The 20,332-nt window shown below is 75.1% G+C and carries 18 protein-coding genes; 10 read left to right on the top strand and 8 right to left on the bottom strand.

Annotation, left to right across the window (positions count from 1 at the left end):
• Positions 1-69 precede the first annotated feature (69 nt).
• Entirely contained in the window at positions 70-1,899 is a 1,830-nt protein-coding gene (locus tag OG553_RS04015; protein ID WP_405977628.1) for an ABC transporter ATP-binding protein, read from the top strand.
• 64 nt (positions 1,900-1,963) lie between these two features.
• Here OG553_RS04015 and OG553_RS04010 read toward each other — a convergent pair whose 3' ends face one another.
• Together OG553_RS04010 and OG553_RS04005 are read right to left on the bottom strand one after the other, a co-directional pair.
• Positions 1,964-3,397, bottom strand: a complete 1,434-nt coding sequence (locus OG553_RS04010; protein ID WP_405977627.1) for a sensor histidine kinase — start codon at positions 3,395-3,397, stop codon at positions 1,964-1,966.
• Positions 3,394-4,131, bottom strand: coding sequence for a response regulator transcription factor (locus tag OG553_RS04005; RefSeq protein WP_405977626.1), 738 nt, complete (start codon positions 4,129-4,131; stop codon positions 3,394-3,396). The genes OG553_RS04010 and OG553_RS04005 overlap by 4 nt, the downstream gene beginning before the upstream one ends.
• A gap of 103 nt (positions 4,132-4,234) precedes the next feature.
• On the opposite strand from OG553_RS04005, the gene OG553_RS04000 reads away from it, so the two are divergent.
• The 5 genes from OG553_RS04000 (at position 4,235) to OG553_RS03980 (ending at position 11,152) form a co-directional block, all read left to right on the top strand.
• Positions 4,235-6,490: an MMPL family transporter gene (locus OG553_RS04000; protein WP_405977625.1), complete on the top strand. Its 2,256-nt coding sequence runs from the start codon at positions 4,235-4,237 to the stop codon at positions 6,488-6,490.
• Positions 6,487-7,221, top strand: a complete 735-nt coding sequence (locus tag OG553_RS03995; protein WP_405977624.1) for a hypothetical protein — start codon at positions 6,487-6,489, stop codon at positions 7,219-7,221. Before OG553_RS04000 ends, OG553_RS03995 begins: the two co-directional genes overlap by 4 nt.
• Before the next feature lie 173 nt (positions 7,222-7,394).
• On the top strand, positions 7,395-9,458 hold the full coding sequence (locus OG553_RS03990) for a SpoIIE family protein phosphatase (RefSeq protein ID WP_405977623.1): 2,064 nt from the start codon (positions 7,395-7,397) through the stop codon (positions 9,456-9,458).
• Between the two features lie 52 nt (positions 9,459-9,510).
• Positions 9,511-10,617, top strand: coding sequence for an NAD(P)-dependent oxidoreductase (locus OG553_RS03985; RefSeq protein ID WP_405977622.1), 1,107 nt, complete (start codon positions 9,511-9,513; stop codon positions 10,615-10,617).
• Positions 10,618-10,714: 97 nt separating this feature from the next.
• Complete coding sequence (locus tag OG553_RS03980) at positions 10,715-11,152, top strand: hypothetical protein (RefSeq protein WP_405977621.1); 438 nt, start codon at positions 10,715-10,717, stop codon at positions 11,150-11,152.
• A gap of 44 nt (positions 11,153-11,196) precedes the next feature.
• Here the strand turns inward: OG553_RS03980 and OG553_RS03975 are convergent, their stop codons facing one another.
• The 5 genes from OG553_RS03975 to OG553_RS03955 form a co-directional block, all read right to left on the bottom strand.
• Complete coding sequence (locus tag OG553_RS03975) at positions 11,197-11,856, bottom strand: DUF305 domain-containing protein (RefSeq protein ID WP_405977620.1); 660 nt, start codon at positions 11,854-11,856, stop codon at positions 11,197-11,199.
• 71 nt (positions 11,857-11,927) lie between these two features.
• A complete protein-coding gene (locus OG553_RS03970; protein WP_405977619.1) occupies positions 11,928-12,347 on the bottom strand; it encodes a DUF6153 family protein in 420 nt (139 codons plus the stop codon).
• Between the two features lie 184 nt (positions 12,348-12,531).
• The gene (locus OG553_RS03965) at positions 12,532-12,741 is read right to left on the bottom strand and encodes a hypothetical protein (protein ID WP_405977618.1); all 210 of its coding nucleotides are present in this window, start codon (positions 12,739-12,741) and stop codon (positions 12,532-12,534) included.
• Between the two features lie 86 nt (positions 12,742-12,827).
• Positions 12,828-13,874 (bottom strand): NUDIX domain-containing protein, encoded by a 1,047-nt coding sequence (locus tag OG553_RS03960; RefSeq protein ID WP_405977617.1) that lies wholly within the window; start codon positions 13,872-13,874, stop codon positions 12,828-12,830.
• A 74-nt stretch (positions 13,875-13,948) separates the two neighbouring features.
• A complete protein-coding gene (locus OG553_RS03955) occupies positions 13,949-14,572 on the bottom strand; it encodes a LysE/ArgO family amino acid transporter (protein ID WP_405977616.1) in 624 nt (207 codons plus the stop codon).
• Between the two features lie 68 nt (positions 14,573-14,640).
• Here OG553_RS03955 and OG553_RS03950 point away from each other — a divergent pair, with 68 nt between their 5' ends.
• Positions 14,641-15,546 (top strand): LysR family transcriptional regulator ArgP, encoded by a 906-nt coding sequence (locus tag OG553_RS03950; protein ID WP_405982946.1) that lies wholly within the window; start codon positions 14,641-14,643, stop codon positions 15,544-15,546.
• On the opposite strand, the gene OG553_RS03945 is transcribed toward OG553_RS03950, so the two are convergent.
• Complete coding sequence (locus OG553_RS03945; RefSeq protein WP_405977615.1) at positions 15,543-16,010, bottom strand: GNAT family N-acetyltransferase; 468 nt, start codon at positions 16,008-16,010, stop codon at positions 15,543-15,545. The genes OG553_RS03950 and OG553_RS03945 overlap by 4 nt on opposite strands.
• Before the next feature lie 138 nt (positions 16,011-16,148).
• Here OG553_RS03945 and OG553_RS03940 point away from each other — a divergent pair, with 138 nt between their 5' ends.
• From OG553_RS03940 to corA, 3 genes are all read left to right on the top strand, one after another.
• The gene (locus OG553_RS03940; RefSeq protein ID WP_405977614.1) at positions 16,149-16,766 is read left to right on the top strand and encodes a dihydrofolate reductase family protein; all 618 of its coding nucleotides are present in this window, start codon (positions 16,149-16,151) and stop codon (positions 16,764-16,766) included.
• 271 nt (positions 16,767-17,037) lie between these two features.
• Positions 17,038-18,747: a protein kinase domain-containing protein gene (locus tag OG553_RS03935; protein ID WP_405977613.1), complete on the top strand. Its 1,710-nt coding sequence runs from the start codon at positions 17,038-17,040 to the stop codon at positions 18,745-18,747.
• Positions 18,748-18,845: 98 nt separating this feature from the next.
• The gene (corA, locus tag OG553_RS03930; protein ID WP_405982945.1) at positions 18,846-19,928 is read left to right on the top strand and encodes a magnesium/cobalt transporter CorA; all 1,083 of its coding nucleotides are present in this window, start codon (positions 18,846-18,848) and stop codon (positions 19,926-19,928) included.
• The last annotated feature ends 404 nt before the right edge of the window (positions 19,929-20,332 follow it).

Below are 20,332 nucleotides of genomic sequence, written 5' to 3'. Positions count from 1 at the left end.
ACTGGGCGAGCGGCCCTGCGGAACACTGCGACTCCTGTCCTGCCGCCGCTCACACCGCACAGGGTTGGTATGGGATCTCCCGAATCACACCAAAGTCCGCCGGGCAGGGGCCCGGTACTCCTCGCACTGCGCCACTACGGACGGGAGCTGGTCCGGCTCCGCCGACTGGCCGCACCCGCCATGCTGCTCCCGGCGCTGGGCAACATCGGCATCAACTACGTCGCGCCGCTGGTCGTCGCCAAACTCGTCGGCCGGATCGCGGACGACCGCGCCGCCGTCGCCTCCGGCATCGGCCCGGTCCTGCCCTACGTCCTCGCCTTCGCCGGCGCCCTTCTGCTGGCCGAGGCGTGCTGGCGCCTCGGACTGCACTGCCTCAACCGGCTCGACGCCCTCGGCGTCGAACGGCTCTACGTCATCGGGATGGACGAGCTGTTCGCCAAGGACGCCGCGTTCTTCCACGACAACTTCGCCGGCTCGCTCACCAAGCGGGTGCTGAGCTTCGCCTCCCGCTTCGAGGAGTTCGTCGACACCCTGACCTTCCAGATCGTCGGCAAGTTCGTGCCCCTGATCTTCGGCTCGGTGGTGCTCTGGCAGTACGAACCGCTCCTCGTCGTCGGCCTGTTGGCGATGATCGCGGTCACCGGGCTGCTCGTCACACCCCTGATCCGCCGCCGGCAGCGGCTCGTCGACCAGCGCGAGGCGGCCATCGCCCGCGTCTCCGGCCACGTCGCCGACAGCCTCATGAACATGGACACGGTCCGCGCCTTCGCCGCCGAGGGGCGCGAGGCCGCCGAACACCGCTCGCGGGTCGCCGAGTCCCGGCGGCTCATGCTCCGCTCCTGGGACTACGGCAACCTGCGGATCGACACGATCGTCGCGCCCATGTCCGTACTGACCAACGCGCTCGGCCTGCTGGTCGCCGTCGGGCTCGCCGCACGCGGGCACGGCGTCGAGACGGTCGTCGTCGCCTTCACCTACTACGGCAACGCGACCCGCATCATGTTCGAGTTCAACCAGATCTACCGCCGTCTGGAGAGCTCGATGACGGAGGCCGCGCAGTTCACCTCGCTGCTCCTGACCCCGCCGACGGTCCTCGACCCCGAATCCCCGGAACCGCTGCTGTCCCAGGGCGCGGAAGTCCGCTTCGAGAAGGTGGACTTCGCCCACTCCGGCGGGGAACCGCTCTTCACCGGGCTCGACCTGGCCGTCCCCAGCGGGACGAGGATCGGCCTCGTCGGCCGGTCCGGCGGGGGCAAGACCACCCTCACCCGGCTGCTCCTGCGCATGACCGACATCGACGGCGGGCGGATCACCGTCGGCGGGCAGGACATCAGCCGGCTCTCCCAGTCCGACCTGCGCGGCCTGATGGCGTACGTGCCGCAGGAGCCGGCGATGTTCCACCGCACCCTGCGCGAGAACATCGCCTTCGCCCGCCCCGACGCCACCGACGCCGAGATCCGCCGCGCCGCCGAAGCGGCGCACGTCACGGAGTTCGCCGACGCCCTGCCCGACGGCTTCGACACCATGGTCGGCGAGCGCGGGGTGAAACTCTCCGGCGGACAGCGCCAGCGGGTCGCCCTGGCCCGGGCGATCCTGCGCGACGCCCCGATCCTGCTGCTCGACGAGGCGACCAGCGCCCTCGACTCCGAGAGCGAGATCCTCGTCCAGGACGCCCTGTGGCGGCTCATGGAAGGGCGGACGGCGCTCGTCGTGGCGCACCGGCTGAGCACCGTCGCCACCATGGACCGGCTCGTCGTCCTCGACCACGGCCGGATCCTGGAGCAGGGCACCCACCAGGAACTGCTCGACGCGGACGGCGCCTACGCCAAGCTGTGGCAGCACCAGTCGGGCGGCTTCCTCGACGACACCCCCACGGCGGGCGCCGACCTGCGCCCGTGACCGCGTACCCGCCGCCCCGCACCGTGCCGTGCCGCCGGGCGCGGTGCGGGGCGGCGCCGGGCGGTCACGGGGGAGTGGCGGGGAGGGTGAGGGTGAAGACGGCGCCGCCCTCCGGGCCGTGGCCCCGGACGGTGAGGGCGCCGCCGAGCCGGGACGCCAGACGGTGCGCGATCGCCAGCCCCAGCCCGCTGCCGACGGGGCGCTCCCCCCGGTAGCGCTCGTGCAGCGCGCCCCGCTCGAACGCCACCGCCACGTCGTCCTCCGTCAGCCCCGGACCGCCGTCACGGACCTCGACCCGTACGCCGCCCCCCGCGGCCGCGGCGAGCGCCAGCACCACCGGCTGCCCCGACGGGGTGATCCGCAGGGCGTTGGCCAGCAGGCAGTCCGCCAGCTGCCGGACCCGGAAGCCGTCGGTCCGTACGGTCCGGGCGACCCCGTCCGCCGGGGGCTCCCAGCGGAACTCCACGCCGTGCCGGGCGCAGCGCTCCCGCCACACCCCGGCGGCCCGGCCCAGCAGCGCCGCCAGGTCCGTCGACGCCGGCTCGACGGGGAACTCGTCCGCCTCCAGCCGGGCCAGGTCGAGCAGGTCGGACAGGAACCGGTCCAGCCGGTCCGACTCGGCCACCAGGACCCGGCCCGTCTCCGGCACCCGGTCCGCGGGGATCACCCCGTCGGCCAGGGCCTCCGCGTAGCCGCGCATCGTGGTCAGCGGGGTGCGGATCTCGTGGGAGACGGACAGCAGGAACTCGCGCTGGCGGTCCTCGCTGAGCACCAGGGCGCCGTCCAGTACGGCCATGGCGCGGTCGAGCTCCGCCACCTCCAGCGGCCCGCGGGGCGGGCGGCCGGCGTCCGGGGTGGCACCCGTGCCGGCGTCCGGGGTGGCCGCCGGGGCGGCTGCCGTGATGCCGCGCTCGCCGTCGGCCAGCCTGCCCGCCACCGCCGCCGCCCGGGCCAGCGGGCGGGAGATCCGGCGCGCCAGCAGCAGCCCGGCCACGGCGGCCCCGGCCAGCCCCGCGCACAGCGGCAGGGCCAGACTGCGGCGCATCCGCGCGGCGGCCGCGTCCACCTCCTCCATCGGCTTGGCCAGCACCACCCCGCCCGACCCGAAGGTCCGCCCCTCGACGATGACGGGTCGCCCGTCCAGGGTCCCCGTCGCCGACAACGGCCTGCGGGTCAGCAGCCGGTCCCGTCCGGCGTGCGACACCGCGTCCGAAGCCGGCCCGCGCAAGGCGCCCGAGGGCTCCAGCACCGCCAGGCGCACCCCGTCCGCCCCGGCGATCACCTGCTCGGTGTCCAGGAGCAGCGCCGACAGCCGCGGCACCCGGCTGAGCACCGCCGCCTGCCGGCCCAGCCGGTCCCGCTCCTGGGACTCGGCGGTGGCCCGCGCCGTGTACCAGGCGGCCGCCCCGCTCAGCAGTACGGCGACCAGCGCGACCAGCCCCGCGAACAGCACCAGCTCCCGGGCCAGCGAGCCGCGCCCCGTACGGGCCGGGCTCACCCGGACTCCCCGGCCGCCGCGCTGTAGCCGACGCCCCGCACCGTGCGGATCGGGCTCGCGCCGCCGAGCTTGCCGCGGATCTGGGACACGTACACGTCGACCACCCGCTGGTCCCGGTGCGCGGAATCCCCCCACACCCGGTCCAGCAGCTGGGCCCGGGTGAAGACCTGGCCCCGGTGCTCCAGCAGGTGGGCCAGCAGGCCCAGTTCGAGCGCCGTGAACTCCACCGGCACCCCGTCGACGTGCACCGTGTGCCGGCCCGGATCGACCCGCAGCCCGCCCACCGCGTACACGGCCGCCGCGCCGGCCGCGGCCCGGCGGCCCCCTCGGCGGAGCACCGCGTTCACCCGCGCCACCAGCTCGCCCGGCGAGAACGGCTTCGTCAGGTAGTCGTCCGCGCCCAGCTCCAGGCCGAGGATCCGGTCCGCCTCGTCACCGCGCGCCGTCACCAGCAGTACCGGCGTCCAGTCGGCCCGCTCCCGCAGCCGCCGGCACAGCGTCACCCCGTCCATCCCCGGCAGCCCCACGTCCAGCACCACCGCCGCCGGAGCCAGCCGGGCCACCGCCTCGAACCCCGCCGGACCGTCGACGGCGGTCTCCGTCCGGTAGCCGTCCCGCTCCAGGTACAGCCGCTGCAGCGCGGCGATGTTCGGGTCGTCCTCCACGATCAGGACGAGCCCCTTGCGGGGGTGCATGACGACTCCGGTGAGCTGCGGGCACGGTTCGCCGTTCATGCTAGGCGCGCCCGGAAACTCCCGCCCGTCACGGGGACGCGGCCTCACACAGCCCTAACAATCGGCTCATGGTCCCCGAGCAAACACCGGCCAGGATCGGCCCATGAAACCGACCGACCCGGCCGGGCGGCCGCCGCTGCCCGCCGCCACCCCGCGCGGACTGCTCCACCGGACCGGCCGCGGCTGCGCCCGCCGGCCCTGGCTCGTGATCGCCTGCTGGCTCCTCGTCCTGCTGGCCGCCATCGGCGCCGACCGGGCCTGGGGCGGCCGGTACGAGGACGACTTCACCCTCCCCGGTACCTCGGCGCAGACCGGCGCCGACCTCCTCGACGCCCACGGGGGCCCCGCCGCCAAGGGCGTCCCCGCACAGATCGTCCTCTCGGTCCCGGACGGAGCGGGCGGGGCGGGCGGGGCGGGGGGCGGCATCGCGGAACACCGCGAGGCCGTGGAGGCCACCGGGAAGCGGCTGGCCGCCCTGCCCGACGTCACCGCCGTCGCCGACCCGCTCGCCACCCCCGGCGCCCTCAGCCAGGACGGCCGCACCGGCTACTACACCGTCCGCTTCGACTCGAACCCGGCCCGCTTCGACCCCTCCTACGCGGACCGGGTCGACGAGGCCGTCGCCCCGCTGCGCGCCGACGGCGTCACCGTCGAGTACGGCGACCCGCTCGGCAGACTCGCCGCGCCGACCGGCGCCGACAGCGCCTCCGAGACCATCGGCGTCGTCACCGCCGTGATCGTCCTGCTGCTGGGCTTCGGCAGCGTGGCCGCCGCCGCGTTTCCCCTGGTCAGCGCGGTCATCGGGCTGCTCGCCGGGCTCGCCGGACTCGGGCTGCTCGCCGCCGGGTTCAGCTTCGCCGCCGTATCGCCCACCCTCGCCGTGATGATGGGCCTCGGCGTGGGACTGGACTACTCGCTGTTCCTCGTCACCCGCCACCGCAAGCTGCTCCACACCCTCCCCGACCCGGCCGACGCCGCCGGGCACACCGTCGCCACCAGCGGCCGGGCCGTCCTCGTCGCCGCGCTCACCGTGACGGCCGCCCTCGCCGGACTGTTCGCCTCCGGCGTCGGTTTCATCGGCATGCTGGGCGTCGCCGCGGGAGTCACCGTACTGACCGGCGCGCTCGCCGCGCTCACCCTCACACCCGCCCTGCTGGGCCTGGCCGGCCGCCGCATCGACCGGCTCCGCGTCCGGACGCCCGTCGACGAACCCGACGGCGACGGGGACGTCTGGCAGCGCTGGGCCGCCGTCGTCGGACGCCGCCCCTGGACCTTCCTGCTGCTGGGCGCCACCCTGCTCGCGCTGCTCGCCGTACCGGCCGCGTCCATGCGGCTCGGGCACGTCGACGCCGGCGCCTCGCCGGCCGGCACCACCGAACGCCGCGCCTACGACCTGGTCTCCGACGGCTTCGGCCCGGGCGCCAACGGCCCCGTGACCGTCGTCGTCACCCTCGACAAGGACGGGGCCTCCCCCGAGGAGCGCACCGCCCTCGCCCGGGACCTCCACCAGGCCCTCGCCCGCACCCCCGGCGTCGCCTCGGCCACCCCGCCCGCCCCCACCGCCGACGGCGCCCTGCTCGTCTCCACCGTCGTCCCCGACAGCGCCCCGCAGGCCCCGGCCACCTCCGCCCTGCTGCACCGGCTGTCCGACGACACCCTCCCCGACACCCTCGGCCCGCACCACGCCACCGGCTACCCCACCGGGCAGACCGCCGCCCAGCAGGCCTTCCGCGACGTGCTGGCCGACCGGCTCCCGCTCGTCGTCGGCCTGGTCGTCGCGGCCGCCTTCGTCCTGCTCCTCGCCGTCTTCCGCAGCCCGCTGATCGCCCTCAAGGCGGCCCTGCTCAACCTGCTGTCGATCGGAGCCTCCTTCGGCGTCGTCGTCGCCGTCTTCCAGTGGGGCTGGGGGTCCGCACTCCTCGGCATCGACGAGAGCGTCCCCGTCGAGTCGTACGTGCCGATGATGATGTTCGCGATCGTCTTCGGGCTCTCCATGGACTACGAGGTCTTCCTGCTGGCCCGGATCCGCGAGCACTGGCTGTCCGGCCGGGACAACGAGGCCGCCGTCGCCGCCGGACTGGCCTCCACCGCCCGCGTCATCACCTGCGCCGCGCTCATCATGACCAGCGTCTTCCTCGCCTTCCTCCTCTCGGCGAACCCGGTCGTCAAGATGCTCGCCCTCGGCCTCGGGGTCAGCGTGGTCCTCGACGCCACCGTCGTCCGGCTGGTCCTGGTCCCGGCGACCATGAACCTCCTCGGCCGCGCCAACTGGTGGATCCCCGCCTGGCTGGACCGGATCCTGCCCCGCCTGGACCCCGAGGGCGGCCACGACCACCGGGCACCGGAGGCACGGGCATGACCCCCACCGCCACCGCGTCCCCGCAGCGGCCCACCCCGGCCCCTCGCGCACCCCGGCGCCGCCGACGCGTCCGGCTGCTCCTCGCGGGCGCCCTCGCCGCGGCCCTGCTCACGGGCGCCGCCGAAGCCGCCGCCACGGCCGTCGTCGAGGACCGGATCGAGGACGCGCTGCGGCCCCGCCTCGGGCCCACCCGCGCCGACCTGCACGGATCCGGTCTGCTGGCGCTCGCCCGGGGCCGCGCCGCCGGGGTCACCGTCTCCGGCGACGACGCCCCGCTCGGCCCCGTCACCGGAGCCGCCGTACGACTGGACCTGGACGGCACCGCCCTGCGCGGGAGCGGACGGGGCACCGTCGACGCCGTCCACGGGCGGATCACCGTACCCGCCGACGCCGTCCGGGCCTGGCTCGGCTCGTCCGGCCTGCCGGTCTCCGAGGTGGCCCCCGACCCCGCCGCCGGAACCCTGCGCCTCGGCGTCGGGCCCGGCGGCGCCCTCACCGTCACCCTGCGCCCCGAACTGCGCGACGGACGGCTCGGCTTCGCCCTCGACGGGGCCTCCCTGATGGGCGCCCCGGCCCCCGAGCGCCTCACCCAGAACATCCGCGACCGCCTCGCCGCCCGGTCCCCGGCCCCGCCCGGACCGGCCCTGGGGCCCACCGCCGTACGGGTCACCGGACGCGGCGTCGAGCTCACCGTCGACGCCCGGCGGCTGCGGCTGGAGGGGCCCGGGTAAGGGGCTCCGCGGCCGGCTCCACAAACGGCCCCGCAAACCGCCCCGCAAACGGCCCCGCAAACGGCCCCGCAGACGGCTCCGGGAGGCGGCGGCACGCGGACCGGCAGACGATGGAGGCGTGCAGGTGCCACGAGAGCCGGCCGCCGTCACCGGGCCCCGATGAACGAGGCCCGGTGAACGAACAGGTCCCGGTCGACGAGCTGATCAGCAGCGCCGCGCAGGCCGCCGGCGGCTGGCTGGGCGCGCTGCCCGTCGCGCTCGTGGCCACCGGCGCCGACGGGACCGTCGTCCGCTGGAACCAGGTGGCCCAGGAGCTGCTGGGCTACACCCCGCCCCAGATGCTCGGACGCAACATCGCCGACCTGCTGCACCCCGGATCCGACCGCAGCCTCGGCCGCTCCCTGTGGGAGGCGGCCGCCTCCGGACGCGGGGTGATGGGCACCGTCACCGCCTGGCACCGCGACGGGCACCCCCTGGAGGTGGAGATCTGGGCCTCCCCGGTCTCCGACCGCCAGCACGGCTCGACGGTGCTGGTCTTCGCCGCCGACGCCCACGCCGCCCGCCGCATCCGCGGCTCCTCGGCGGTCTGGGACGGCCTCTTCGCCCGCTCGCCCGTCGGCATCGCCATCCTCGACACGCAGCTGCGCTTCCTCCAGGTCAACGCCGCCCTGGAAGCCATGAACGGCCTGCCCGAGTCGGCGCACGTCGGACGCCGCCTGGCCGAGATCCTCCCCGAGGTCAACGCCCTGGAGATGGAGGAGGCCATGCGGCAGGTCCTGGAGACCGGCCACCCCGTCCTGGACCGCCGCCGCGTCGGCCGTACCCCCTCCGAGCCCGACCACGACCGGGTGTGGTCCTGCTCGTACGTCCGGGTGGAGGACCCCGCCCGCATGCCGATCGGCGTGATCGCCTCCCTCGTCGACATCACCGAACAGCAGCGCGACCACGTCGAAGCCGAAGCGGGACGCCGCCGCCTCGCCCTGCTCAGCGAGGCCAGCATGCGCGTCGGCTCCAGCCTCGACCTGGAACGCACCGCGCAGGAACTCGCCGACCTCGCCGTACCGCGCCTCGCCGACGCCGTCACCGTCGACGTCCTCGACGCCCTGGCCCGCGGGGACGAGCCCGGCATGGGGCTGACCGGCGGGGTCGCCCTGCGCAGGCTCGGCCGGGCCCCGCTCTCCGGCTCCAGGGTGACCGACATCCTCGCCCCCCTCGGCCGGACCCTCACCTTCCCCGTCACCGCCCCCTACACCCAGGCCCTCGCCGCCCGGCAGCCCTTCCTCATCGCCCGCCTCGACGACCAGGCCGTCGCCCCCGCCGCCCGCCACACGGCGAAACCCGCGCAGCTCCTCACCGCCGGAGTGCACTCCTTCGTCATGGCCCCCCTCGTCGCCCGGGAATCCGTGCTCGGCGTCGCCACCTTCTACCGCACCCGCCCCGTCGGGCCGTTCACCGCCGAGGACGTCACCCTCGCCGGCGAACTCGCCGCCCGCGCCGCCCTCAGCATCGACAACGCCCGGCTCTACCACCGCGAGCACGAGACCGCCGTCATCCTCCAGCGCAGCATGCTCCCGCAGCACATCACCCCGCCGCCCGGCATCGAGGTCAGCCACCGCTACCTGCCCGCCAGCGACGTCAACGAGGTCGGCGGCGACTGGTACGACGTCCTCGCCCTCTCCGGCGGCAAGGCCGCCCTCCTCATCGGCGACGTGATGGGCCACGGCATCGCCGCCGCCGCCGTCATGGGCCGCCTCTCCGCCTCCGTACGGTCCCTCTCGCGCCTCGACCTCCCACCCGTACGGCTGCTGCACCAGCTGGAAGCCGCCCTCGCCGACCTCGCCGAACCGATGCTGGCCACCTTCCTCTACATCGTCTGCGACCCGGCCACCGGACGGTGCACCGTCACCCGCGCCGGACACCCGCCGCCCGCCCTCGCCCTCCCCGACGGAACCGTCCGCCTCCTCGACACCCCACCCGGGGTCCCGCTCGGCGTCGGCGGCATCGCCTTCACCCCCACCGAGGTCGAAGTGCCCCCCGGCAGCCTCCTCGTCCTCTACACCGACGGCCTCATCGAAGCGCGCGGCAGCGACCTCGACGAGCGGCTCGCCGAACTGACCCAGCTGCTCGCCGACCCCCAGCGCCAGCTGGACCACCTGTGCGACTCCCTGATCACCCACCTCGTCCCGGCGGCGGCCGACGACGACATCGCGCTGTTGGTCGCCCGGGTCGGCGGCTGACCCCGCCACCCCGCAGGGCCCGTTGTCAGAGGCCCCGTGCATGATCGGACGCATGACACGGGGGGCGGGCATGGTGCGCAAGAGGTTGCTGGTACTGGACGCGGCACCGGGGAAGCTGCTCGGGCGGGAGCTGGAACGGCTGCTCGGCCACGGCCTGGAGGTGACGCTCAACCTGCGGCGCGTCGCCGACCCCGGTGCGGCGCGGGAAGAGTGGGCCGGGCGGGTGGAGTTCACCGACTTCGACGCCTTCGACGGGGAGGCACTGCTCGCCGAAGCCCTCCGGGACGGCATCGGTTACGACGCCGTCAAGTCCCGGGGCGGCGCACCCATGCGTGCGGGCTTCCTCGCCGCCGCGACCGGCCCCGGGCAGGACCGCCCGCTGAGGGTCATCGGCCGGGCCGGTGCCGGCACCGACCACGTCGACCTGGCCGCCGCCGCCCGGCACGGGGTCGCCGTCACCCACACCCCGGGCTCCAACGCCACCGCCGTCGCCGAGTTCGCGCTGGCCCAGCTGCTAGCCCTGACCCGCGACCTGCGTGCCCACGACGAGGCCGCGCACCGGGGCCGGTGGCGCTCCCCGGCGATACCGCCGGCCGGGCTGTCCGAGCTGACCCTGGGCGTGGTCGGACTCGGCCGGACCGGGCTGGCCCTGGCGGACCGGGCCGCCGCCCTGGGCATGGACGTACGCGGCCTCGCGCGCCGCACCCCGGCGGGCGGCGCCCCGGTACCCCTGGCGGAGTCACTGCCCGACCTGCTGGCCGGCAGCGACGTGGTCTCCCTCCACGTACCGCTCACCGAGAGCACCCGGGGGATGATCGGGAAGGCCGAACTGGCGCTGATGCGTCCGGGGTCGGTCCTGCTCAACACGGCCCGGGGCGGCATCGTCGACGAGCGGGCCCTCGCCGACGCGCTCCGCGACCCCGGCCACCCCCTGGCGGCGGCCGCCGTGGACACCTTCGAGCACGAGCACGCGGCCTTCGCCTCCCCCCTCTTCGGTCTGCCGGGCGCCCTGCTGACCCCGCACGTCGCCGGAATGACCGGCAGTGCCATGACCACGGCCGCCCTGAGCTGCGCGGACCACGTGGCGGCCCTGCTCGGCGGGCGTCCCGAGGGGGTGCCCGTGGCGAAGGCGGAAGGCGTTGGGGACTCGTTCGGGTGAAGTCAGGCCTCAGGGCGGAGGGGGTGGGTAAGCCTGCCGCCGAGGTTCCGTGCAGCATGCACCGGAGCCGATCGTCCCGGCCGCCCCTGGAGGGCCCATGTCCATCGCACGCCGTATCCCCAAGCTGCTGACCGCCGCCTCCGTCACCGTGCTCCTCTGCGTCGCCGGAGCGGGCCTCGCCGCCCCGGCGACCGGCGCCACGGCCGCCCCGGCGGCGGAGCGGTCGGCCCGGGCTCCCGGGTTCGACGCGACGGGCAAGTACGACATCTACCAGAGCAACGCGACCGTCCGCGTGGACTTCTCCCAGAACGGCGAGGGGCGCGTGTTCGGGTCGGCGCGCTCCGGCAACACCGTGGGCACCGTCCGCGAGGGCTCGGTCGACGGCCAGAAGATCTACTTCGTCATCGACTGGTCGCACGGTCCGGTGGGCCGCTACACGGGCACGCGGGGCCCGGACGGCCGCCTCTCGGGTACGACGTACGACATGACCAACCCCTCCAGCCAGGCGACCTGGCGAACCGACCGCCAGTTCTGACCGGCCCGGGGCCCCGCGGGTTTCGCGGGGCCCCGGCCGTCGGGTCAGCTCTTGCCGAGGAGCTTGTTCATCCGGGAGATCTCGGCGCTCTGCGAGCTGACGATGGCGCCCGCCATGTCCTTGGCGGGCTGGTACTTCCCGTCGGACTGCTCCGTCTTGGCCATGGCCACGGCGCCCTCGTGGTGCTTGACCATCAGGTCGAGGAAGGCGGTGTCGAAGGCCTTCCCCGAGGCCTTCGTGAGCTGGTCCATCTCCTCGCCGGTCATCATCCCGGACATGGAGTGGCCACTGTGCCCGCCCTGCGGGGCGTCCGCCGCGGGAACCTGCTCGCCCCAGGCGGTCAGCCAGCCGGACAGGGTCTTGATCTCCGGGTCCTGGGCCTTCTTGATCTCGGCGGCGAGCTCCTTGACCTCGGCCGATTCGGCGCGGGTCGCGGCGAGGTCCGCCATCTCCACCGCCTGGCGGTGGTGCGGGATCATCCCCTTGGCGAAGGCGGTGTCGGCGGCGTTGTTCGCGGCCTGTGCCTGGCCGGCGGAAGCCGGCGCGGAGGGCTTGGCGGACGCGGAGGCCGCGCCGTCGTGGCCGCCGCCGTGGGACGTGGAGCCGGAGTCCGCCTTCCCGCCGCAGGCGGCGAGGACGAGGGCGGCGGCGCCGACGGCGGCCAGCGCGGTGGTACGGCGGAGCAGGGAACGCGTGACGGTCATGGTGGTGCTTCTCCTGGTGAGGTACGTACGGGGGTGTGCGCTCACCGGCGGGAACGCCGGCCTGGGCCGCCCTATACGCGCAGGAGTTGCAGTTCGCTCAGTGTCGGGGGAGCGCGCCCGCACCCCGTCGCCCGCAGCACGACCCCGTGCGGGGCCTCCGCACGGGCGGGGACCCCGCCCGGCGCGGGCGCGTGCAGCACCGGGGCACCGCTGGTGCCGGACGCGGCACAGGTCGGGTCGGCGTGCTGGGCGTGGCCGCCGGTGGATCCCTCGTGGTCGGGGCCGTCTGCGTGGACGCAGTCACAGGAGCCGGCCGACGGGTGCTCCGCGGCCGCCGGGTGGGCGGCGGCGAGCGCCGCGGCAGGCGGCAGGGCTCCCGGGCCGAGGCCGTGCATGCCGACGATCCCCAGGAGCACGGCCAGTACGAGGAGCAGCCGTGCGGGCAGCCCGGAGGGCCTTCCCGCGCGTCCGGCCCGCGTACTCGTGCTCATGGCGGCATCGTAGAGGATCGCTGGAGGAATACTCCAAAGGGGTAGGGGGTATGTCTCAGCCCGTTCACCCGGCCGTCCGCTCACGGGGCGGCGTACCGGTAGCCCACCTCGTCGAGGGTCGTGGTGTCCAGCACCCCGCGCACCGTCGCCGCCGGTTCGGCGGAGAAGTCCGGCAGCAGCGGCTTCACCGCCGGGTCGACGTCGACGTCGAAGCCCGGCGCGCCGTGCACCCCTCGAACGGGGAGAGGGTGGTCAGCAGCCGCAGCCGGTCGAAGAGCATCAGCGGGCCGGTGACGGTGATCCGCAGCTCGGTGGTGTCGGCCGGCAGGTCGACGAGGCTCGCCCCGCCCTTGGACAGCACCACCGAAGCGGTGCTGGGTGGCGCCGGGGGCATGGGCCGCCCCTTTCGGTGGTGGGAGCTCGGGTCGAGTCTCCCGCCGTCCCGTCGGCCGGCGATCCCGCGCGGGCCGAACGGGTTCCTCAGGCCGGGCCCACCCGGCGCCCCGAGTGGAGTTCCAGCGGGCCGGTGCCCTCGGCCAGGGCCGTCAGGCAGGCCTCGATCTGGCGGCGCAGCTTGGGCTTCACCAGACCCCGCAGCTCCTCGCGGCGCGCGGTGCGCCACTCCAGCAGCTCGGTGGGCGGCAGCCGGATCGCCGCGAACTCGGCCGGGCCCAGGACCCCGCCGTCGTAGAGGAAGCGGATCCGCGCCGGGTAGCCGGGCCGGTGGGTCCAGTCGACGGCGAGGAGGCGGCCCGGGACCCGGTCCAGGCCGGTCTCCTCGCGGACCTCGCGCGCCGCCGCGTCCCGCGGGGTCTCGCCGAGGTCGCTGTCGACGCCCCCGCCGGGCAGCAGCCAGCGGCCCGGCGCGCCGTAGCCGGGCCGCACGAGCAGGATCCCGCCGGCCCCGTCGGTGAACAGCACGTTCGCGGCGGTGAGGGCCTTGGGCCGGGCCGCGCGGTGGCCGGCCGGGTCGTAGCGGCCCGCGTGCTCCAGGGCGGCGCGGGCGGCCGGATCCAGCCCGGCGGGGGAGCCGGGCTGCGGGATCCCGTCGACCAGGTGCGCGACGGAGCCGGAGTACAGGGCGGCCAGCCCGGCGCGCAGCCGGGGCGCGAGCCGGTCCGGCAGCTGCTCCGCGGCATCGTCCGGGGTGAGCCAGCGGGCCTCGGCCACCTCGCCGTCGGCGTAGGCGATGCGCTCCGCCGCGGCGCCGGTCAGCGGCCCCACGAGGTACACGTGCACCACCAGCGAGCGGCCGAGCGCGCCCGGCGGGCAGGAGTCCACGGCCAGCAGCCGGCCGACCGGGACGGACAGGTCCAGCTCCTCCTTCAGCTCCCGGGCCAGCCCCCGCTCCGGGGTCTCGGTGTCCTCCACCGTGCCGCCGGGCAGTTCGAGGCCCTCCTTGTACGACGGGGTCAGTACGAGGACCCGCCCCTCCTGGTCCAGTACGAGGCCGGTCGCGGCGACGAGCGGGGACGGCTGGGCCGCGTAATAGGCGCGCACGGCCTCGGGCGACGGGCGGTCGGGCACGGCGGCGGCTCCGGGGTCGGGGGCAAGGGGGGCCGGGTGGCGTACGGGAACCAGTACCACGTCCCCGCCCGATCTCAGGCCCGCGCGAGGAGCATTCCGCCCATCGTCACCATCGTGGCGGCCACCAGACCGTCCAGCACCCGCCAGGCGCCGGGCCGCGACAGCACGCCGCTGAGCAGCCGGGAGCCGTAGCCCAGGGCGGCGAACCAGATCAGGCTGGCCAGCCCGGCCCCGATCCCGAAGACCCAGCGCAGGTCGCCCCGGTCGGCGGCCAGCGAGCCCACCAGCAGGACGGTGTCCAGGTACACGTGCGGGTTGAGCCAGGTCATGGCCAGGCAGGTCAGCACCGCCGCGCGGACCGAACCGGCGGTGGAGCCCTCCGCGGTGAGGGCGGCGCCCGGCGCGGGGCGCAGCACCCGGCGGGCCGCGAGGATCCCGTAGCAGATCAGGAACCCGCCGCCGGCGATGGCCACGGCGGTCAGCGCGGCCGGCCAGGCGGTGACGAAGGCGCCCACGCCGGCCACGCCGAGGAAGATGAGCACCGCGTCGGAGACGGCGCAGATCGCGACCACCGCCAGGACGGCGTGCCGCCGCGCGCCCTGGCGCAGCACGAAGGCGTTCTGCGCGCCGATCGCGACGATGAGGGAGAGGCCGGTACCGAAGCCCGCCAGGAGTGCTGTGGTGATGCCGTTCGTCATGGTCCGACCGTAAGGACCGCGCGCCATCGCGTACAGCTAAAGATTTTTACGTATCATTAGCGACCGTGATGGACGAGCTCCCCCTGGAACAGGTCCGGACCCTCCTCGCGGTCGTGGACGAGGGCACGTTCGACGCGGCCGCCGCCGCCCTGCACGTGACCCCCTCCGCCGTCAGCCAGCGGGTCAAGGCCCTGGAGCAGCGCACCGGACGGGTGCTGTTGATGCGGACCAAGCCGGTCCGGGCGACGGAGTCCGGTGAGGTGGTCATCCGCTTCGCCCGGCAGCTGGCCCGGCTGGAACGGGACGCGCGCGCCGAGCTGGGCATGGGCATGGCCGACGGCCTCGGCCCGGTCCGGATGCCGATCGCGGTCAACGCGGACTCGCTCGCCACCTGGTTCCTGCCCGCCCTCACCCGGGTGCCGCAGCGGCCGCCCATCTGCTTCGAGCTGCACCGAGAGGACGAGTCCCACACGACGGCCCTGCTCCGCGAGGGCCAGGTCATGGCGGCCGTCACCTCCTCGCCGGACCCGGTGGCCGGCTGCACGGTACGGGCCCTGGGACTGGCCCGCTACCTGCCGGTGGCCAGCCCCGACTTCGCCGCCCGGCACCTGACCGGAGCCCCGGCCAGGGACCTCCGGGAGGCCCCGCTGATCGTCTTCGACCGGCGCGACGTCCTCCAGGACGACTTCGTCCGCGCCCTCACCGGCGGCGCCTCGCCCGCCTCGGCCGCACGGCACCTCGTACCCACCTCGGAGGGCTACCGGGACGCGGTGGCCGCCGGCCTCGGCTGGGGGCTCGTCCCCGAACCGCAGGCGGAACCGCTGCTGGAGACCGGCGAGCTGGTGCTGCTCCTGCCGGGCCGGTGGCTGGACGTACCGCTGTACTGGCAGCAGTGGAAACTCGACTCGCCCGCACTCGCGCTGGTCGCCCGGGTGGTCGCCGAAACGGCCATGGAGGAACTGCGGCCCGTCTAGGCCGTGCCTTCCGGACCGGACGGGCCGGCCTGGGCCCCCAGTTCCCTGGTGAAGTGGAAGGCCACGATGTCCATGCGCTCGCGCAGGTAGAAGCGGTGGGCGTCGGTGCGCTGGGTGCCCGAGTCGAGGTTGAGCTCGTGGCACCCCGCGGCGCGGGCGTGCGCCTCCAGGTGGACGAGGAGTTCGTGCCCGACGCCGTTCGAGCGGGCTGACGCGGCCGTCACCAGGTCGTCGACGTAGAGCTTGCGCAGGGAGCTGGTGTTGTCGATGATCCGCCAGCCGGCCGCGCCGACGCAGGTTCCGTCGTCGGCGTAGGCACCGGTGAAGCGCAGCCCCTGCGCCCGCCCGTGCTCGTACACCTGCCGGAAGAGCCCGTCGGTGAGGTGCGGGCGCAGCTCGCGCAGCACCGGCAGGAGGTCGTCGGTCAGACGCGGGTCGCCGGGTTCGAAATCGATGATCTTCATCCCCGCACGATACGCATGCCCCTTCGTCCTGCGTGCCGTCACGCAGCCGTGACGCCCCCGCCCGCGCGGCCCGGGTGTGGCCGTCCGCGGCAGGGCGTCTACTGGTCGGGACGGACCCCGACGTCCCCGGAGCGCCCGATGAGGAAGATCACCGCAGAGCTGTTCATCTCGCTCGACGGCGTCGTGGAGGCGCCGCACGAGTGGCACTTCCCCTACTTCGACGACCGGATGGGCGCGGCCGTGGACGCCGTCGTCGGCTCCGCCGACACCCTGCTCCTCGGCCGCAGGACGTACGAGAGCTTCGCCGGCGCCTGGCCCGGCCGGGAGGCGGACGGCGGTGAGGACGCCGACTTCGCCAAACGGCTCGGTGACGCCCGGAAGATCGTCGTGTCGCGGCGGCCGCTCGACTCCACCTGGCGCAACTCCGAACTGCTCGACGGGGAACTCGTCGAGGCGGTCACGGCGTTGAAGGACGAGCCGGGCGAGAAGCCGATCGTCATCAGCGGATCGGTGTCCGTCGTACGCCAACTGCTCGCCGCCGGAGTCCTGGACCGGCTCCAGCTGCTGGTCCACCCCGTCGTGCTGGGCGGGGGCATGCGCCTCTTCGAGGAGGGCGAGCCGCCGATCCCGCTCGAACTGCTCTCCTGCGAGGCCTTCGACACAGGGGTGCTCAACCTCTTCTACGCCCCCGCCGAGCGCCCCGGCAGCGCCGGTTACGAGGAGGCGAAGGCCCATCTGCCGCGCGGGGAACGCTAGGGGGTGTCCGCGAAGTCTCGCCTGCCCCGCGACGCCCGGCACGCACTCCCGCCGCACCGGGCGAAAGACCGAGTACGTCCAGTACGCGGACTTCCGCCCGGCACGCCGAGAGCACGCACCGGACCCCGCGGGGCCCGCCCTCCGGGCGGACGGCGCCACTTCGCGGACACCCCCCAGGGGTGTCCGCCCGGACCGCCCGCCGGTCGTGCATCTACGCTTGTGCCCCGTCAGATCGACGAGACGGACGACCGGTCGTGGGACGGAGCATGTGGTGCCAGCGGGCCAAGCGGGGGAAGCGAACGACGGGGACCTCGTCGGCAAGGTGCTCGGAGGGCGCTACCGGGTGACCTCCGTGGTCGGCCGGGGAGGCATGGGGGTGGTCGCCCGCGCCGTCGACGAACTGCTCGCCCGCGAGGTCGCCGTCAAGGTCCTGCGCGCCTACACCGACTCCGACGAAGCCGAACTGGCCGACCTGCGCACCCGGATGGAGCGCGAGGCGCAGGCCGCCGCCCGCATCCGGCACCCCGGCGTGGTCACGGTCCACGACGTCACGCACGAGCAGGGCCTGCCCGTCATCGTCATGGAACTCGTCGACGGCCCCTCCCTCGACGACTCGGTCACCCGCTACGGCGCCCTCGACCCGCAGGAGGCCGCCGAGATCGGCGCCAAGCTGATGGACGCGCTCCACGCCGCGCACCGGGCGGGCGTCCTGCACCGGGACGTGAAGCCCGGCAACGTCCTGCTGGAGCGCGGCGGCCGGGTCGTGCTCACCGACTTCGGCCTCGCCACCATCGAGTCCTCCGACGACGAAGCCCTCGCCAAACTGACCCGCAGCGGCCAGCTGGTCGGCTCGCTCGACTACCTCCCGCCGGAGCGCGCCCAGGGCAGGGAGCCCGGCCCGGCCTCGGACATCTGGTCGCTCGGGATGACCCTGTACGCGGCGGTGGAGGGCGTCTCGCCGTTCCGCCGCACCTCGGTGTGGTCCACGCTGGCCGCGATCGTCGGCGACCCGCTGCCCGAGCCCCGGCGCGCGGGGCCGCTCGCCCCGGTGCTGCGGGCGCTGATGGCGAAGGACCCCGAGCACCGGCCCACCGCCGAGCAGGCCCGCGTGATGCTGGAGCAGGTCGCGGCGGGCGGGGCGGCCCCGGTGGCGGCGCCGCCCGCGCCGTCCCCGTACGCACCCGGGCCCGCGCCGTCCCCGTACGCGCCCGGGCCCGCGGCGGCCTCCGGGTTCGGGCCCCCGCCGGGGGTCGGGCCGGGCCCCGGTCCCGGTCCCGGTACCGCTCCCGGTTCCGGTGGCGTTGGCGGAACGTTTCCGCAGCCCTACGCCCCCGCCGCCCCGCAGCCCGGATTCCCGCCGCAGGGCCCCCCGCAGGGCCAGGTGCCCACGCCCGCCCGGTCCGGCCCGGCGGACGCGGACCGGGCGCGACGCCGCAGCCGCGCCGCGATCGCCGTCGCGGTGGCCGCCGTACTCGCCGCGGGCGGGGTCGCCTACGCCGTGACCTCGGGCGGCGGCTCCACCACCGCCGCGCCCACCCCCGCACCCGGCGGCTCCCCGGCGGCGGGCGGACAGCCCGGCACGGGCACCCCGGCCCCCTCGCCCTCCGGCTCCGGCCCCACCGCCAAGCCCTCCGCGAGCGGCTCGAAGAAGGCGGGCACGCCCTCGCCCTCCGGGAAGCCGTCCTCACCCGCCCCGGGGCCCAGCCCCGTACCGACGGGCTGCGCGGGCTGGAAGCACCGGGACCCGAAGCCGGGCACGTACGGCTACATATCCGGCGACCACCACCTGCTGGCCGCGCCCTACCAGCAGTGCGCGCAGGGCGCCCTGGTCAAGGACGGCACGAAGCTCTGGTACCACTGCTACATCGTCAACTCGTACGGCAACCAGTGGACGTTCGTGCGCGTGGAAGGCACCAACGCCACCGGCTGGCTCTACAACCGCGACCTCAAGGGCCAGAAGGGCTCCTCCCCGGCCTGCTAGCCCCGGGCGGGGCGGTGGGCGCGGGCGCGTGGCGGAGCCGTCGGCGGGGCGGTGGCAGACTGGCCGCTGATCCGCCGAAGGGGAGTGCGCCCGTGTCCATGTTCAGCAACCTGCGCCGTGCCGTGCGCCGCGGCTACCGGCGGGCCGTCGACCTCAGCCACCCCGCGCGCTCCCCGCTCGGCAGCGCCGTCGTCAACTGCGTGGTCTACCAGGACGGCATCCGCCAGGACGGCTGCGCCGAGGTGGAGGAGGCGCTGCGCCGGGTCCGCAAGACGGGCGCCGGATTCGTCTGGATCGGCCTGCACGAACCCTCGCAGCAGGAGCTGGCCGGCCTCGCCGAGCTCTTCGCCCTGCACCCGCTCGCCGTCGAGGACGCCGTCAACGCCCACCAGCGGCCGAAGGTGGAACGCTACGACGAGACGCTCTTCGCCGTCTTCAAGACCGTGCGCTACGTCGAGCACGAGGAGCTCACCGCCACGAGCGAGGTGGTGGAGACCGGTGAGCTGATGGCCTTCATCGGCGAGGACTTCGTGATCACCATCCGGCACGGCGGACGCGGCACCCTCGGCCCGGTCCGCGAGGCCCTGGAGGCGGAGCCGGAACAGCTGGCCAAGGGGCCGGCGGCCGTGCTGCACGCCATGGCGGACCACGTGGTGGACGACTACGTGGCCGTCACGGACGCGGTGCAGAGCGACATGGACGCGGTGGAGACGGCCGTGTTCAGCGAACACGGCGGCCGGGGCGACGCGGGCCGGATCTACCAGCTCAAGCGCGAGCTCCTCGAACTCCGCCGGGCGGTGGCCCCGCTCGGCCGGCCCCTCCAGCACCTGGCGACGCAGCCGATACCGGTGATCCCGCCGGAGGTCCGCGCGTACTTCCGCGACGTCGCCGACCACCTGACGCGGGCCACCGAGCAGATCGGGGCCTACGACGGGCTCCTCGACTCCATCCTCCAGGCGCACCTCGCGCAGGTGACGGTCGCGCAGAACGAGGACATGCGGAAGATCACGGCGTGGGCGGCGATAGTGGCCGTGCCGACGATGGTGTGCGGGGTGTACGGCATGAACTTCGACCACATGCCGGAGCTGCACTGGACGTACGGGTACCCGCTGGTCCTCGCGGTGATGGCGGTCGCGTGCTTCGTCATCCACCGGGGGTTCCGGCGCAACGGCTGGATCTGACCTGTGCCCTGGCCGGGCCGTTGCCCTGGCCGGGCGGTTGCCGGTACGGGGCGTTGGCCCACCGGGCCGGTGCCCTGCGGGGCCGGTGCCCTGCGGGGCCGGTGCCCTGGCCGGGCGGGGTCCCGGGGTTCGCCGCGGCGGGCTTAGTGCCCTGCGGGGCCGGGGTGCGGGGTGGGGTGGCTGCGGGGTCGGGGGTGGTGCCGGGGTGGGGTGTCGTCCGGGACGGGCTTCGATGTTCGGCGCCCGATCCGGATCAGGTCGTACGGGGTACCGCGCGCCGAATTCATCTCGTTTTGGTCCCGGACGACACCCCACCCCGTCCCCACCCCCGACCGGCAGGCTCCGTCCCGCCACACTTTCCGACCCCCGGACGGCCAGATCCAGCCTCGCCGGCGTTTGAGGCG

The sequence above is a fragment of the Streptomyces sp. NBC_00158 genome (genome assembly GCF_045160885.1).
Taxonomy (GTDB): domain Bacteria; phylum Actinomycetota; class Actinomycetes; order Streptomycetales; family Streptomycetaceae; genus Streptomyces.
The sequence above is the reverse complement of the archived record's forward strand: the minus strand, read 5'-3'. Positions and strand labels throughout refer to the sequence as shown.

Bases quoted from the DNA above. Each gene is read 5' to 3' on its own strand.
- OG553_RS04015 (WP_405977628.1), top strand. From the start codon at position 70: ATGGGATCTCCCGAATCACACCAAAGTCCGCCGGGCAGGGGCCCGGTA.
- OG553_RS04005 (WP_405977626.1), bottom strand. From the start codon at position 4,131: ATGAACGGCGAACCGTGCCCGCAGCTCACCGGAGTCGTCATGCACCCC.
- OG553_RS04000 (WP_405977625.1), top strand. From the start codon at position 4,235: ATGAAACCGACCGACCCGGCCGGGCGGCCGCCGCTGCCCGCCGCCACC.
- OG553_RS03995 (WP_405977624.1), top strand. From the start codon at position 6,487: ATGACCCCCACCGCCACCGCGTCCCCGCAGCGGCCCACCCCGGCCCCT.
- OG553_RS03985 (WP_405977622.1), top strand. From the start codon at position 9,511: ATGACACGGGGGGCGGGCATGGTGCGCAAGAGGTTGCTGGTACTGGAC.
- OG553_RS03980 (WP_405977621.1), top strand. From the start codon at position 10,715: ATGTCCATCGCACGCCGTATCCCCAAGCTGCTGACCGCCGCCTCCGTC.
- OG553_RS03975 (WP_405977620.1), bottom strand. From the start codon at position 11,856: ATGACCGTCACGCGTTCCCTGCTCCGCCGTACCACCGCGCTGGCCGCC.
- OG553_RS03970 (WP_405977619.1), bottom strand. From the start codon at position 12,347: ATGAGCACGAGTACGCGGGCCGGACGCGCGGGAAGGCCCTCCGGGCTG.
- OG553_RS03965 (WP_405977618.1), bottom strand. From the start codon at position 12,741: ATGCCCCCGGCGCCACCCAGCACCGCTTCGGTGGTGCTGTCCAAGGGC.
- OG553_RS03955 (WP_405977616.1), bottom strand. From the start codon at position 14,572: ATGACGAACGGCATCACCACAGCACTCCTGGCGGGCTTCGGTACCGGC.
- OG553_RS03950 (WP_405982946.1), top strand. From the start codon at position 14,641: ATGGACGAGCTCCCCCTGGAACAGGTCCGGACCCTCCTCGCGGTCGTG.
- OG553_RS03945 (WP_405977615.1), bottom strand. From the start codon at position 16,010: ATGAAGATCATCGATTTCGAACCCGGCGACCCGCGTCTGACCGACGAC.
- OG553_RS03940 (WP_405977614.1), top strand. From the start codon at position 16,149: ATGAGGAAGATCACCGCAGAGCTGTTCATCTCGCTCGACGGCGTCGTG.
- corA (WP_405982945.1), top strand. From the start codon at position 18,846: ATGTTCAGCAACCTGCGCCGTGCCGTGCGCCGCGGCTACCGGCGGGCC.